Source organism: Metapseudomonas otitidis, assembly GCF_900111835.1.
GTDB lineage: Bacteria > Pseudomonadota > Gammaproteobacteria > Pseudomonadales > Pseudomonadaceae > Metapseudomonas > Metapseudomonas otitidis.
On record NZ_FOJP01000030.1, the window covers coordinates 1 to 14725 of the forward strand.

Below are 14725 nucleotides of genomic sequence, written 5' to 3' on the forward strand. Positions count from 1 at the left end.
AAGAAACCCTCAAGGCCATCGACGACCACATCGACAACGACCCGGACCTGCGAGGCAAGCGCGACCTGCTGACCAGCATCGACGGAGTCGCCGACAAGACCGCCGCCCTGCTCCTGGCGGAGCTGGGCGACCCGCTGCGCTTTGCCAACAGCCGCGCCATCACCGCCTTTGCCGGGCTCAATCCACGGCTGCAGGAGTCCGGGAGCTACCGGGGGCAGACACGCATCTCCAAGATGGGCTCATCGCGCCTGAGGGCCGGCCTGTACATGCCCGCGATCAGCGCCCTGACCTACAACGAAGCGATCAGAGCCATGGCCGAACGGCTAAGGGAGCGGGGCAAGACCGGCAAGCAGATCGTCTGCGCAGCGATGCGCAAGCTGCTGAACATCGCCTATGGCGTGCTGAAATCGGGCCAGCCGTTTGATGCAAAACTGGCCCTTGCTCACTAGAAATCAAGACGGTATCTACACAGGGCCGTTTCCACCACGCCACCGACGTGACCTGTCGTGGCGCTTCCGGTGAAGGGGAAACGCGTTTTCCGCGCGCATAAAAAAGCCCCCGCCATTGGGCGGGGGCATCGCGCAGCAAGGGTGGCCGCTTCCGTCGGCCGATACACGCGAATCAGGATTTCGGTGCCGCCGGGGTGGTGCTGGCGGTGCGCTCGTTCCAGCCGCCGCCGAGGGCCTTGTACAGGTTGACCTCGCTGGTGAGCTGTTTGAGGCGGGCGCTGATCAGCTGCTGGCGGGCGCTGAACAGTTGGCGCTGGGCGTCGAGCAGGGTCAGGTAGCTGTCCACGCCGGTGCGGTAGCGGCGTTCGGCCAGGCCGTAGTACTCCTCGGAGGTGCGCACCAGGTTGCGCTGGGCGTCCAGCTCCTGTTCGTAGGTGGTGCGGGCGGCGAGGCCGTCGGCGACTTCCTGGAACGCGGTCTGGATGGCCTTCTCGTACTGCGCCACCTGGATGTTCTTCTGCACCTCGGCGTAGTCGAGGCTGGCCTTCAGCCGGCCGGCGTTGAAGATCGGCAGGCTGATCTGCGGCTGGAACAGCCAGCTGCCGGAGCCGGCGTCGAACAGCCCGGACAGCTCGGCGCTGCGGCTGCCGGCGTTGGCGGTGAGGGTGATGCGCGGGAAGAACGCCGCCCGTGCCGCGCCGATGCTGGCGTTGGCGGCCTTCAGCTGGTGCTCGGCCTGGAGCAGGTCGGGGCGCCGCTGGAGAATCTCCGAGGGCAGGCCGGCGGGCACTTCGGCCAACTGGTCGTCGCTCAGCACTTCGCCCTGGGGCAGGTCGTTGGGCAGCGGGCCGCCCACCAGCAGGGTGAGGGCGTTGCGGTCCTGGGCCACCTGGCGGGTGTACTGCGCCAGGGTCACCTGGGCGCTTTCCACGGCGGTGCGGGCCTGGCTGAGGGACAGCGCGTCGGCCACGCCCACGTCGAAGCTGCGCTGGGTGAGGGCGTAGCTTTCCCGGTAGGTCTTCAGGGTGTCGCGGGTCAGCCGCAACTGGGCCTGGTCGGCCTGCAGGGTGAGGTAGGCGTTGGCGACGCTGGCCAGCAGGCTGATCTGCGCGCTGCGCTGGGCTTCCTCAGTGGCCAGGTACTGTTCGAGCGTCTGCTCGGTCAGGCTGCGCACGCGGCCGAAGAAGTCCAGCTCCCAGGCGCTGACGCCCAGGGTGGCGGCGTAGGAGCCACTGGTGGTGGCGCGGCCGCTGCCGGAGAGGTCCGCCGGCATGCGCTGGCGGGTGCCGCTGCCATCGGCGCTGACGCTGGGGAACAGGTCGGCACGCTGGATGCTGTACTGGGCGCGGTAGGCCTCGACGTTGAGGGCCGCCACGCGCAGGTCGCGGTTGTTGGCCAGGGCGCTTTCCAGCAGGCGTTGCAGGGCCGGGTCCTGGAAGAACTCGCGCCAGCCGAGATCGGCGGCGGCCACCCGGGACTGGGCGCCGCTGTCGCTGGCGGTGTAGGCCTCGCCCTGGGGCCAGGCGGCATCCACCGGGGCCTCGGGGCGCTGGTAGTCGGGGATCAGGGAGCAGCCGCCGAGCAGGACGCCGGCGACCGCGAGGGACAGCAGGGACGGCCTCATTCGGCGGCCTCCTTGGTCAGTTCGTCTTTGCTGCGCTTGTCCTTGAACAGCGAGCAGACCAGTACATAGAAGAGCGGCACCCAGAAGATCGCCAGGATGGTCGCAGTGAGCATGCCGCCGATCACGCCGGTACCGATGGCGTGCTGGCTGCCCGAACCGGCGCCGCTGGAGATGGCCATGGGCACCACGCCGAGGATGAACGCCAGCGAGGTCATGATGATCGGGCGCAGGCGCATGCGGCAGGCTTCCACAGCGGCGTCGAACAGGCTCTTGCCCTGTTCGTGCAGCTCCTTGGCGAACTCCACGATGAGGATGGCGTTCTTCGCCGAGAGGCCGATGGTGGTGAGCAGGCCGACCTGGAAGAACACGTCGTTGGACAGGCCGCGCAGGCTGGTGAACAGCAGCGCACCGATCACCCCGAGCGGGACCACCAGCATCACCGAGAACGGGATCGACCAGCTCTCGTAGAGCGCCGCCAGGCAGAGGAACACCACCAGCAGCGAGAGCGCGTACAGCGCCGGGGCCTGGGAGCCGGACAGGCGCTCCTCGTAGGAGAGGCCGGTCCAGGAGTAGCCGACGCCCGCCGGCAGTTGCTTGGCAATGCGCTCGACCGCGGCCATGGCTTCACCGGAGCTGTGGCCCGGGGACGCCTCGCCGAGGATCTCCACCGCCGACACGCCGTTGTAGCGGGCCAGCTTGGGCGCACCGTAGGTCCACTCGCCGCTGGCGAAGGCGCTGAACGGCACCATCTGGCCCTGGTCGTTGCGCACGTACCACTTGTTCAGGTCCTCGGGGTTCATCCGCGCGTCGGCTTCGCCCTGCAGGTAGACCTTCTTCACCCGGCCACGGTCGATGAAGTCGTTGACGTAGCTGGCGCCCCAGGCGATGGACACGGTGTTGTTGATGTCGGAGAGGGAGACGCCGTGGGCACGGGCCTTCTCGTCGTCGATCAGCAACTGGTACTGCGGCTCGTCGCGCAGGCCGTTGGCCCGCACGCGGGTGAGCACCGGGTCCTTCGAGGCGAGGGCGAGGAACTGGTCGCGGGCGGCGTTGAGGGTTTCATGGCCGACGCCGGCACGGTCCTGGAGGAAGAAGTTGAAGCCGGTGGCGTTGCCCAGCTCCATCACCGCCGGCGGGGCGAAGGCGAACACCATGGCGTCGCGGAAGCTGAAGAAGTGCATCTGCGCGCGGTTGGCCAGGGAGAACACGCTGTGCTCGGCGCCGGGGCGCTCGTTCCACGGTTTGAGCATGATGAAGGCCATGCCCGAGCTCTGGCCGCGACCGGCGAAGTTGAAGCCGGTGACGGTGAACACCGATTTGACCGTGTCCTTCTCCTGGGTCAGCAGGTACTCGCGCATCTGGTCGACCACCACCTGGGTGCGCTCGGCGCTGGCGCCGGACGGTGTCTGCACCTGGGCGAAGAGCACGCCCTGGTCTTCCTCGGGGAGGAAGGCGGTGGGGATGCGGGTGAACAGCCAGGCCATGACGCCGAGGATCACCACGTACATCAGCAGGTACGGCAGCTTGCGAGTGAGGATGCTGCGCACGCCGCGCTCGTAGCCGCGCACGCTGCGGTCGAAGGTGCGGTTGAACCAGCCGAAGAAGCCGCGCTTCTCGTGGTGGCCGCCGTGCACCGGCTTGAGCAGGGTGGCGCACAGCGCCGGGGTGAACACCAGGGCCACCAGCACCGACAGGGCCATGGCCGAGACGATGGTGATGGAGAACTGCCGGTAGATCACGCCGGTGGAGCCGCCGAAGAAGGCCATCGGCAGGAACACCGCCGAGAGCACCAGGGCGATACCCACCAGGGCGCCCTGGATCTGGCCCATGGACTTGCGGGTGGCTTCCAGCGGCGAGAGGCCTTCCTCGGCCATCACCCGCTCGACGTTCTCCACCACGACGATGGCGTCGTCCACCAGCAGGCCGATGGCCAGGACCATGGCGAACATGGTCAGGGTGTTGATGGTGAAGCCGAACGCGGCGAGCACGCCGAAGGTGCCCAGCAGCACCACCGGCACCGCGAGGGTGGGGATGATGGTGGCGCGGAAGTTCTGCAGGAACAGGAACATCACCAGGAACACCAGGACGATGGCTTCGCCCAGGGTGTGGATCACGCCCTCGATGGAGGCGCTGACCACCGGGGTGGTGTCGTAGGGGAACACCACTTTCATGCCCGGCGGGAAGAACGGCTCCAGCTCGGAGATGGTCTGACGGATGGCCTTGGCGGTGTCCAGCGCGTTGGCGCCGGTGGCCAGCTTGATGGCCATGCCGGAGGCCGGGTTGCCGTTGAACTGGGCGCTGATGCTGTAGTTCTCGCCGCCCAGCTCCACGGTGGCGACGTCACGCAGGCGCACCTGGGAGCCGTCGCGGTTGACCTTGAGGAGGATCTCGCGGAACTGCTCGGGGGTCTGCAGGCGAGTCTTGCCGACGATGGTGGCGTTGAGCTGCTGGCCGGGGGAGGCGGGCAGGCCGCCGAGCTGGCCGGAGGAGATCTGCACGTTCTGCGCCTGGATGGCGGTCTTCACGTCCACCGGGGTCAGCTGGTAGTTGTTCAGCTTGGCCGGGTCGAGCCAGATGCGCATGGCGTACTGGGCTCCGAACACCTGGAAGTCGCCCACGCCCTTGGTCCGCGAGATCGGGTCCTGCATGTTGGAGACGATGTAGTTGGCCAGGTCGTTCTTGTCCATGGAGCCGTCTTCGGAGACGACGCCGATCACCAGCAGGAAGTTCTTCACCGCCTTGGTGACGCGGATGCCCTGTTGCTGGACCTCCTGGGGCAGCAGCGGGGTGGCCAGCTGCAGCTTGTTCTGCACCTGCACCTGGGCGATGTCGGGGTTGGTGCCCTGCTCGAAGGTGGCGGTGATGGTCATGCTGCCGTCGGAGTTGCTCTCCGAGGCGATGTAGCGCAGGCCGTCGATGCCGTTGAGCTGTTGCTCGATGACCTGCACCACGGTGTCCTGCACCGTCTGCGCCGAGGCGCCGGGGTAGCTGACCTGGATCGCCACGGCGGGCGCGGCGATGCTCGGGTACTGGTTGATCGGCAGCTTGAGGATGGACAGGCCGCCGGCCAGCATGATCACCAGCGCGATCACCCAGGCGAAGATCGGCCGGTCGATGAAGAATTTCGACATGGAACGGGCTCCTTATGAGCGCTTGGCCGGCTCGGCTTCGGCGGGCTTGGCCTGGGCCACGTTGGTCGCCGGGGCGGGCTTGACCTCGATGCCGGGCTGGACGAACTGCAGGCCTTCGGTGATCAGGCGATCACCCGGGTTCAGGCCCTTGGTCACCAGCCAGCGGTCACCCACGGCACGGTCGGCTTCCAGCGGGCGCATCTCCACCTTGTTCTCGGCATTCACCACCATGGCCACGGCCTGGCCCTTGAGGTCGCGGGTCACGCCCTGCTGGGGCGCGAGGATGGCCTGCTGGTTGACGCCGGAGCTGAGCTGGGCGTGCACGAACATGCCCGGCAGCAGGGTGTGCTCGGGGTTGGGGAACATGGCGCGCAGGGTCACCGAGCCGGTGCCTTCGTCCACCGACACCTCGGAGAACTCCAGGGTGCCTTCGTGCTCGTAGGTGCTGCCGTCTTCCAGGGTCAGGCGCACCTTGGCGGCGTTGTCGCCGGCCTTCTGCAGCTGGCCGCTCTCCAGGTCACGGCGCAGGCGCAGCAGCTCCTTGGTGGACTGGGTGACGTCGACGTAGATCGGGTCGAGCTGCTGGATGGTGGCCATGGCAGTGGTCTGGCCGTTGTTGACCAGCGCGCCTTCGGTCACGGCGGAACGGCCGATGCGGCCGCTGATGGGGGCCAGCACCTTGGTGTAGCGCAGGTCGATGCGGGCCTTCTCCAGCGCCGCTTCGGCGGTCAGCTGGGCGGCGCGGGCCTCGTCGTAGGACTGGCGGCTCACGGCCTGGTCGCTCACCAGAGCCTTGTAGCGGTCGGCCAGGGAACGGGCAGAGGCGAGGGTCGCCTCGGCGCTCTTCAGCGATGCCTGATAGACGGACGGGTCGATCTGGTACAGCTGCTGGCCGGCCTTCACCTCGGTGCCTTCCTGGAACAGGCGCTTCTGGATGATGCCGTCCACCTGCGGGCGCACCTCGGCGATGCGGAAGGCGCTGGTGCGGCCCGGCAGCTCGGTGGTCAGCGTGTAGGGCTCGGCCTGCAGGGTCACGATGCCCACCTGGGGCGTCTGCTGAGGCGGCGGTGCCGAGGCCTCCTGGCACCCTACGAGCGTGAACGTAGCCAGAGCGACGGCGGAAACCATGGCGGCGAAGGCTGGCTTCTTCTGCATCTGTGTAAGACCTCGTTGTGAGAATTCGTGTGCCCGAACGGGCGAAACCCTCACTGGGAGTGAGGGTAGATTCTTTAGGTTGCTAACGAATATACTTACATGCGTGAACGTTTGTAAATGATTCTTCCTGTATCTCTGTCAGAGAATGTGTCGATAGAGATGTGGGATTTCTCCTATTCGCCCTTTTCATGTGAAGCACCTGTAGGCATGGCCAGACGAACCAAGGAAGAAGCCGAGGAAACCCGCATCCAGATCCTGGATGCCGCCGAGCGCGTCTTTTATGACAAGGGCGTCTCCCGCGCCTCGCTGGCGGAGATCGCCTCGGATGCGGGGGTGTCGCGGGGCGCCATCTATTGGCACTTCGAGAACAAGGTCGACCTGTTCCAGGCCCTCTGCGAGCGCCTGCGCAGCCCGCTTGAGGAGCTGGCCCGCGCCAGCGAGAGCGAGCGCGAGAGCGACCCCCTCGGGCGCATGCGCCAGCTGCTGGTGCGCCTGCTGCTGCGCCTGGTGGATGACCCGCAGAGCCGTCGCATCACCGAAATCCTCCAGCACAAGTGCGAATACACCGACGACCTGGGCGACCTGCGGCGCCGGATGCAGGCCTTCGGCATCGAGTGCGACCAGCGCATCGCCCGCACCCTGGCCAATGCCGTCGGCAAGGGCCAGTTGCCGGCCGACCTCGACTGCCCACGTGCCGCCGTGGCGGTGCATGCCTACATCGACGGGCTGCAGGCCAACTGGCTGCTGGTGCCGGAAGGCCTCGATCTGGAGCACCAGGCCGAAGCCATGGTCGATGCCCTGCTGGACATGCTCCGCTTCAGCCCCGCCCTGCGCCGCTGAGCCTCAGCCGGCCAGGCGCGCCTGGAGGAAGTCGAGGAAGCACTGGATGCGCAGGGCCAGCTGGGTGTTGCGGTAGTACACCGCGTGGATCGGCTGGCGGTAGTCGCTCATGGCCTCCCCCAGCAGCTTCACCAGCCGCCCCTCGGCCAGGTCCCGATCACTCATGAAGCTCGCCAGGCAAGCGATGCCCTCGCCGGCCAGGGCCAGCTGGCGCAGCGTCTCGCCGCTGGAGGCGCTGAGGCTCGGGGTGATCCGCCACTGTTCGCCCCCCGCGTGCCGCAACGGCCACAGGTTCAGGCTCTCCGGCTGGGTGAAGCCCAGCAGGCTGTGCCCGGCCAGGTCCTCCACCCGCTCGGGCCGGCCCTGGCGGGCCAGATAGTCGGGGCTGGCCAGCAGGTGCAGGCGGCTGGCCCCCAGCGGGCGGGCGTGGAGGCTGGAATCCCCCAGCGGGCCGATACGGATGGCCACGTCGGTGCGCTGCTCCAGCAGGTCGATGATCTGGTCGTTGGTGTTCAGCTCCAGCTGGATGTCCGGGTACAGCGCGCGGAAGGCGCCGACGTGGGGCACCACCGCGTGCAGCATGAAGGGCGAGGCGGCGTTGACCCGCAGGCGCCCGGCGGGGCGTTGGCGGCGCAGGGCCAGGCGCTCTTCGAGGCTGTCCATGCGCTGCAGGATGTCCCGCGCCTGGTCGAGGAAGAAGCGCCCCTCCTCGGTCAGCTCCATGCGCCGGGTGGTGCGGTTGAGCAGGGTGGTGGCGAGCTTGCCCTCCAGCCGCGCGAGGCTGCGGCTGATGGCCGAGGGCGTCAGGTGCAACTGTTCGGCGGCGGCGCTGATGGAACCGCAGTCGACGACCGCGACGAAGTGCAGGAGCTCATCGGAAGTGGCTTTCATGGCGGCTCATTCGTGAACGGGGCGCAAATGCCGGGCAAGCATAGCGCCCCTTCGGGCACGAATGAGCGCCTGTCAGTGCGAGCGCCGGGGCAGGTGCGCCACGCACGGGTGGTGCGGCGCCGGCTCCTGCAGGCTGTCCGGGGCCAGGGCTTTCAGCGCCTGGTACTGGCTGAGGAACACCTGCCCGCCGAAGGTGCGCAGGAAGGTGCTGCGACCGAGCTGGTCCATCACCGGGCCCTTCACCTCGGACAGGTGGAGCTGCACGTCGCTGGCCCGCAGGCGCTCGACGATGGCCTCCAGGGAATCCAGCGCACTGGCGTCGATCAGGTTCACCCCCGAGCACATCAGCACCAGGTGGCGCACCTGGGGCCGCTGGGCGATCAGCTCGACGATGCGCTCCTCCAGGTAGCGGGCGTTGGGGAAGTACAGGCTCTCGTCCACCCGCAGGGACAGCACCGTCGGGCTCTCGTTGACCGCATGGCGCTCGACGTTGCGGAAGTGCTCGCTGCCCGGCACCTGGCCCACCACCGCCATGTGCGGCCGGCTGGTGCGCCAGAGGAACAGCAGCAGCGACAGGCCGACACCCAGCAGGATGCCGCTCTCCACCCCCATCAGCAGCACGCCGGCCATGGTGGCCAGCTGCGCGGCGCCGTCCTGCCAGGCGTAGCGCCAGGTGCGCAGCAGCGAGCCCAGGTCCACCAGGCTGAGCACCGCGACGATGATGGTGGCGGCCAGCACCGCCTGGGGCAGTTCGTGCAGCAGCGGCGTCAGCAGCAGGGTGCCGAGGGCGATGCCGCCGGCGGTCATCACCCCGGCCAGGGGCGTCTGCGCGCCGGCGTCGTGGTTCACCACCGAGCGGGCGAAGCCGCCGGTGACCGGGAAGCCGCCGCTGAAGGCCGCCGCCACGTTGGCCGCACCGAGGCCGAGCAGCTCGTTGTCCGGGCCGATGCGCTGGCGCCGGGTGGCGGCCAGGGTCTGCGCCACCGACACCGATTCGACGAAACCCACCAGGCTGATCAGCAGGGCGGAAGGCAGCAGCTTGGCTGCCAGCGCCGGGTCCAGGCTGGGCAGGGTGAACCCGGGCAGCCCCGAGGGAATGTCCCCCACCACCTTCACCCCGTGGGCGCCGAGGCCCAGCAGGCTGACGGCGAGGATCGCCACCACGATGGCCAGGGCCGGCGCCGCCCGTGCCAGGGCGCTGGCCAGGCCGGCGGGCAGGCCGAGGCGGAGCAGGGTGGCCTTGGCCCGGCTGCGCGCCCACCACAGCCACAGCAGGCTGAGCCCGCCGATCAGCAGCGTGGTGGGGTTCAGCGAGGGCAGGTGCTGGACCAGCGAGGGCAGCAGCTCCGGCAGGGTGTCGCCGCCGGCCTGCACACCCAGGAGGTGCTTGAGCTGGCCGCAGGCGATCAGCAGCCCGGAGGCGCTGATAAAGCCGGAGATCACCGGGTGGCTCAGGAAGTTGGCGAGAAACCCCAGGCGCAGCACCGCCATGCCCGCCAGCAGCAGGCCGCTGAGCAGGGCCAGCAGCAGGGCGGCGCTGGCGTACTCGGCACTGCCGGCGGGGAACAGCGGCTGCAGGGTGCTGGCGGTCATCAGCGACACCACCGCCACCGGCCCCACCGCCAGGGTGCGGCTGGAGCCGAACAGCGCATAGGCCAGCAACGGCAGGATGCTGGCGTAGAGCCCGGCGATGGGTGGCAGCCCGGCGAGCATGGCGTAGGCCAGGCTCTGGGGCACCAGCATCAGGGTCACGATCACCGCGGCGAGGGCGTCCTGGCCGGCGGCGGCGCGGTCGTAGCCACGCAGCCAGTCGGTGCAGGGCAGCCAGTGCTTGAGGCTCACTTCTGTTCCCGCTCGAAATCGCAGGCGGCCGGGGCCTCCACCGCCAGGGGTTCATGGGGCAGGTGCCTGGGCTCGGCCAGCCACTCGCGGCCCCGCAGCATCATGTCGAAGTAGATGCCGGGCATGGCCCGCACCTTCAGGTCCCAGGCCAGGCGGCGCGGCACCCGTGGGTCGAGGGGGAAGGTAGGCAGCAGCTTGCCGCCGTAGCCGAACTCGGCCAGCACCACCTTGCCGCGCTCCACGGTGAGCGGGCAGGCGCCGTAGCCGTCGTAGAGCGCCCGTGGCCCACGGCCGGCCAGCACCGCCAGGAGGTTCTCCGCCACCACCGGGGCCTGCTTGCGCACGGCGGCGGCGGTCTTGGCATTGGGCGCGGCGCAGACGTCACCCAGGCTGAAGATGTTGCCGAAGCGCGGGTGGCGAAGGGTCTCGTGGTCGGCCTCGACCCAGCCCTCGGCGTTGGCCAGCACGCTGTCGCGGATGAAGCGCGGGGCCTTCTGCGGCGGCACCACATGGAGCAGGTCGAAGGTCTTCTCCAGTTCGTGGACCTGGCCGTCCTTGTCGGTCTGGCGGAACCAGGCGCGCCGCGCCGGGCCGTCCACCTTCACCAGTTGCGTGGTCAGCTGCAGGTTCACGCCGTAGCGCTCGATGTAGCCCATCAGCGTCGGGACGAAGTCGGCCACGCCGAACAGCGCGGCGCCGGCGCTGCAGAACTCGGGCTGGATGGCGCCCAGCCGGCCCTCGCGCTGCCACCAGTCGCAGGACAGGTAGAGCGCCTTCTGCGGTGCGCCGGCGCATTTGATCGGCATCGGCGGCTGGGTGAACAGGGCGCGCCCTTCGCGCAGTTCCTGCACCAGGCGCCAGGTGTAGGGCGCCAGCTCGAAGCGGTAGTTGGAAGTGACGCCGTTGCGGCCGAGGGTTTCCTCCAGGCCGTCGATGGCGCCCCAGTCCAGGCTCAGCCCCGGGCACACCACCAGGGCCCGGTAGGCGAGGCGGGTGCCGTCTTCCAGCACCACGCACTGCTGCTCCGGCTCGAAGGCGGCCACGGCGGCGTGCACCCACTGCGCCTGGGGTGGGATGCACTGGGCCATGGGGCGTTCGGTGCGGGCGCGGTCGAACACCCCGGCGCCCACCAGGGTCCAGCCGGGCTGGTAGTGGTGCTGGTCGCGGGGCTCCACCACGGCGATGCGCAAGCCGGGCTGGCGCTTGAGCAGGCTGGCGGTCACCGCGCAGCCGGCGGCACCGCCGCCCACCACCACCACGTCGTAGCGCTGGCCGGGGCTGGCGTGGCTGGGTTCGGCACGCGGTGCGTCCTGCCAGCGCTGTTCCAGGCGCGGGGCCAGGCCGTTGAGGTCGTAGCCGGCCTCGCGGGCGGTGGCCAGCAGGGCCAACGGGTCGAGGTGATGGGCTTCGCTGAGGGCCCACAGGCTACAGGAGCGGGTGCCGGTCCGGCAGTAGGCCAGCACCGGGCCGCGCACCTGGGCGAGGAGGGCATTGAAGGCCTCGACGTCGGCATCGCGGATCTGCCCGGACACCACCAGCAGGTGGTGGTAGTCGAGGCCGTTGGCCTGGGCGGCGGCCTGCATCTCGGCGGAGCTGGGCTGCTGCTCGCCCTCGTTGTCCGGACGGTTGTTGATCACGCAGCGGTAGCCCGCGGCGGCCAGGGTGCCCATGTCCGCCGGCTGCAGCTGGGTGGAGACGGCGATGAAGGGGGTGAGGCGCTTGATGCTGTCCATGGTCGGCCTCTCAGAGTGCGTTCAGGGGAATCTTCAGGTAGCGGGTGCCGTTGGCCTCGGCCGGCGGCAACTGCCCGGCGCGCATGTTCACCTGCACCGAGGGCAGGATCAGGGCGGGCATGCCGAGGGTGGCGTCGCGGGCCTGGCGCATGGCGACGAACTCGTCTTCGCTGATGCCTTCATGCACGTGCACGTTGTGGGCACGTTCCTCGCCCACGCTGGTCTGGTAGAGGAAGTGCTCGCGCCCCGGGGCCTTGTAGTCGTGGCACATGAACAGGCGGGTGGTGTCCGGCAGGGCGAACAGCCTGCGGATGGAGCGGTACAGGGTGCGCGCGTCGCCGCCGGGGAAGTCGCAGCGGGCGGTGCCGTAGTCGGGCATGAACAGGGTGTCGCCGACGAAGGCGGCGTCGCCGATCAGGTAGGTCATGCAGGCCGGGGTGTGGCCGGGGGTGTGCAGCGCCTGGGCCTGGATGCCGCCGACGCTGAAGCGGTCGCCGTCCTTGAGCAGGTGGTCGAACTGGCTGCCGTCGGTGGCGAAGCCGCTCTCGGCGTTGAACAGCGTGCCGAAGGTCCGCTGCACCACGGTGATGTGCTCGCCGATGGCCAGCCTGCCGCCCAGCTGGCGCTGGATGTAGGGCGCGGCGGAGAGGTGGTCGGCGTGGACGTGGGTCTCCAGGATCCATTCCAGGGTCAGCCCCTGTTCGCGCACGTAGGCGATCAGGCGGTCGGCGCTGGTGGTGCGGGTGCGCCCGGCGGCGGGGTCGTAGTCGAGCACCGAGTCCACCACGGCGCAGCGCCGGGAGGCCGGGTCGCTCACCACGTAGCTGTAGGTGAAGGTGGCGGGGTCGAAGAAGGGTTCAACGTGGGCAGTCATGGTTCAGCTCTCCTTAAATACCCCTTGGGGTATTTGTATGGTGCTGAGCATAGCTGCCATCCAGTTATATATTTATATTTTTTTGATATATGCGGCGGCGCGCTGAAACCTTCGGGTATTCAACCCAGGTCGGCGCGGTAGCGATTGGGCGACATGCCGAACCAGCGCAGGCAGGCCTTGTGGAAACTGCTCTGGTCGTTGAAGCCGAGGGTGGTGGCGATGTACTTGATGCTCCGCGTGGAGCGCCTCAGGTAGTCGTGGGCCAGGCGCAGGCGGCAATCGTCGGCGATGGCCTTGAAGTGGGTGTCCTCGCGGTCCAGCGCATTCTGCAGGCTGCGCGGGCTGAGGCCCAGGCGCTCGGCGATGTCCGGCAGGGTGGGGCGGGCCTGGGCGGCGATCAGCTCCATCAGCAGGCGGCGCACCCGGGCCGCCACCGAACCGTTGAGGATCTCGTGGGCCATGTGCTGTGCGCGCTCGGCATGCAGGGCGTCCAGTGCCTCGTCGGCGGTGGGCAGCGGCAGCTCGGCGATGGACGGGCAGAACACCAGGGCATTGGTGCGCGCGGAGAACACCAGGTCCGGGCCGAACAGGCGCGCCAGGCGGGCGGTGTTCTCCGGCTCGGGGTAGGTGAACTCCACGCGGATCGGCATCGGCCGGTGATAGGGCTCCAGCCAGTGGATCAGCGCCAGCACCAGCGCCGCGCCAGCGTCGAGGAAGGCCCGGGGGGCGCTCAGCTGGCCCAGCTCGCGCCCGTGCAGCACCAGGTTGCCGGCGCTGTCCCGGTCGAGGAACAGCTGCGAGCCACTGCTGATCAGCGGGTGGTACTCCACCACCCGTTCCAGCGCGTTGCCCAGGGTCGGGGCGGACATGATGCTGTAGGTGAACGGGCTCCACACCGAGGGATGGGCGTAGTGGTAGGCCAGCAGGCCCAGGTCCGGGTTGCCGGTCTGCCGCAGGGCCTCGTCGAACAGGCCGTAGATCACTGCCGTCCGGATTGGCGCGCCACTGGCCAGCGCGGCTTCGATCTCCTGTGCGGGGATCGCCAGGCTGTCCGGGTCGACTCCTGACTTGACTAGGGCCTTCCACAGGACCTTCGAACAGGCGGCGGTAATCGCGTACATGAATCTATCCAGGCCGGGTCATTGAGTTCTTGGAAGTGGGGTCGCCCTGTACTTCAGGACAAGGAAAAGGTGTCCCCGGACACTTACCGCGCATTTCTTCGCAATAGGATAATTTCCGTGAAAAACTTCACAAAGTTTTATGTGCGTGCATGTTCCCGCGCATGCCGGTTCTTTGTGGATTTAAAACATTCATCGAGGTCGTCCTTGTGTGCGCGCATGTCCCAATCCAGTGATCTTGCCTGTGAGTTCTACGATGCATTGAACGACGGGAAGTTGGGCCTGGCCTTTCAACCGGTGGTCCATTCCCGGCACCCCCATCGTGTTCTCTATTACGAAGGCCTGCTGCGCAGCCTGGCCGAACCGTTTCCCTGCAATCCCATCGCCCTGCTGGAGCGCCTGGGGCGCATCCGCCTGCTGGACGCCTCGGTGGTGTCCAACGTCGTGCGCTTGCTGGACCGCAACCCAGCCCTCACCCTCGGCTGCAACATCTCGGCCCTGAGCGCCGCCCTCGACCCCGGCTGGGAGGCTCTGGGCGGCCTGTTCGAGGACCGCCCGGAACTGGCCGGTCGGCTGGTCATCGAGATCACCGAGAGCGCCCGCTTCGGCAGCCACGCCGATGCCCTGGCGTTCTTCCAGCGCTTCTCCCACCTGGGTTGCAAGGTGGCGGTGGACGACCTCGGCGCCGGCTGCTTCACCCTGGATTTCGTCGCCGAGGCGCGCCCCGGCATCATCAAGATCGACCGCAGCTACCTGGTGGAAGCACGGGAGGGTGGCTCGGCACTCAGGCGTCTGGAACAGGTCGTCGAAACCTGCCGGGATATATCCCCGGTGGTGGTACTCGAAGGCATCGAAACCCCGGCCGACCATCAACTTGCCTGCGCGGTAAATGTCGAATGGCTGCAAGGCTTCTTGTTCGGCATGCCGCGTGTCGATCACCCGGATATACCGGGCAATGGATCACTGAAGTTCTGATGGGTGTTCGCGAGAGTTGCGCAGCTTAACCGTCTGGTGAATGCACTGGCGTGGCGTTGATAACACTTTCGAACATGGGCGAAGTGCAATTGG

The 14725-nt window shown here is 68.3% G+C and carries 11 protein-coding genes; 3 read left to right on the plus strand and 8 right to left on the minus strand.

What is annotated here, in order from left to right; genetic code table 11:
• On the plus strand, positions 1–449 hold a 449-nt coding region (locus tag BM198_RS27655), incomplete at its 5' end, for a transposase (RefSeq protein ID WP_139233722.1).
• Between the two features lie 172 nt (positions 450–621).
• On the opposite strand, the gene BM198_RS27660 is transcribed toward BM198_RS27655, so the two are convergent.
• From BM198_RS27660 to BM198_RS27670, 3 genes are read right to left on the minus strand one after another with little or no spacing between them, the layout of a single operon-like run.
• Positions 622–2073 (minus strand): AdeC/AdeK/OprM family multidrug efflux complex outer membrane factor, encoded by a 1452-nt coding sequence (locus BM198_RS27660; protein WP_074973980.1) that lies wholly within the window; start codon positions 2071–2073, stop codon positions 622–624.
• Positions 2070–5204, minus strand: coding sequence for an efflux RND transporter permease subunit (locus BM198_RS27665; RefSeq protein WP_074973982.1), 3135 nt, complete (start codon positions 5202–5204; stop codon positions 2070–2072). The genes BM198_RS27660 and BM198_RS27665 overlap by 4 nt, the downstream gene beginning before the upstream one ends.
• A 12-nt stretch (positions 5205–5216) precedes the next feature.
• On the minus strand, positions 5217–6359 hold the full coding sequence (locus BM198_RS27670) for an efflux RND transporter periplasmic adaptor subunit (RefSeq protein WP_139233723.1): 1143 nt from the start codon (positions 6357–6359) through the stop codon (positions 5217–5219).
• Positions 6360–6566: 207 nt separating this feature from the next.
• Here BM198_RS27670 and BM198_RS27675 point away from each other — a divergent pair, with 207 nt between their 5' ends.
• On the plus strand, positions 6567–7199 hold the full coding sequence (locus tag BM198_RS27675; RefSeq protein WP_044412919.1) for a TetR family transcriptional regulator: 633 nt from the start codon (positions 6567–6569) through the stop codon (positions 7197–7199).
• A 3-nt stretch (positions 7200–7202) separates the two neighbouring features.
• Here BM198_RS27675 and BM198_RS27680 read toward each other — a convergent pair whose 3' ends face one another.
• The 5 genes from BM198_RS27680 to BM198_RS27700 all read right to left on the minus strand — a co-directional run bounded on the left by BM198_RS27680 (position 7203) and on the right by BM198_RS27700 (position 13660).
• Positions 7203–8090 carry a LysR family transcriptional regulator gene (locus BM198_RS27680; RefSeq protein WP_074973987.1) on the minus strand — a complete coding sequence of 296 codons (888 nt, stop codon included), beginning with the start codon at positions 8088–8090 and terminating at the stop codon, positions 7203–7205.
• Between the two features lie 72 nt (positions 8091–8162).
• A complete protein-coding gene (locus BM198_RS27685; RefSeq protein WP_074973989.1) occupies positions 8163–9932 on the minus strand; it encodes a SulP family inorganic anion transporter in 1770 nt (589 codons plus the stop codon).
• Positions 9929–11665: a bifunctional protein tyrosine phosphatase family protein/NAD(P)/FAD-dependent oxidoreductase gene (locus tag BM198_RS27690; protein WP_074973991.1), complete on the minus strand. Its 1737-nt coding sequence runs from the start codon at positions 11663–11665 to the stop codon at positions 9929–9931. The genes BM198_RS27685 and BM198_RS27690 overlap by 4 nt, the downstream gene beginning before the upstream one ends.
• A 10-nt stretch (positions 11666–11675) precedes the next feature.
• Positions 11676–12539, minus strand: coding sequence for an MBL fold metallo-hydrolase (locus tag BM198_RS27695; protein WP_074973993.1), 864 nt, complete (start codon positions 12537–12539; stop codon positions 11676–11678).
• Between the two features lie 119 nt (positions 12540–12658).
• Positions 12659–13660, minus strand: coding sequence for an AraC family transcriptional regulator (locus BM198_RS27700; protein WP_044412906.1), 1002 nt, complete (start codon positions 13658–13660; stop codon positions 12659–12661).
• Positions 13661–13876: 216 nt separating this feature from the next.
• Between BM198_RS27700 and BM198_RS27705 the strand changes: the two genes are divergently transcribed.
• Positions 13877–14632: an EAL domain-containing protein gene (locus BM198_RS27705; RefSeq protein WP_074973995.1), complete on the plus strand. Its 756-nt coding sequence runs from the start codon at positions 13877–13879 to the stop codon at positions 14630–14632.
• Positions 14633–14725 lie beyond the last annotated feature (93 nt).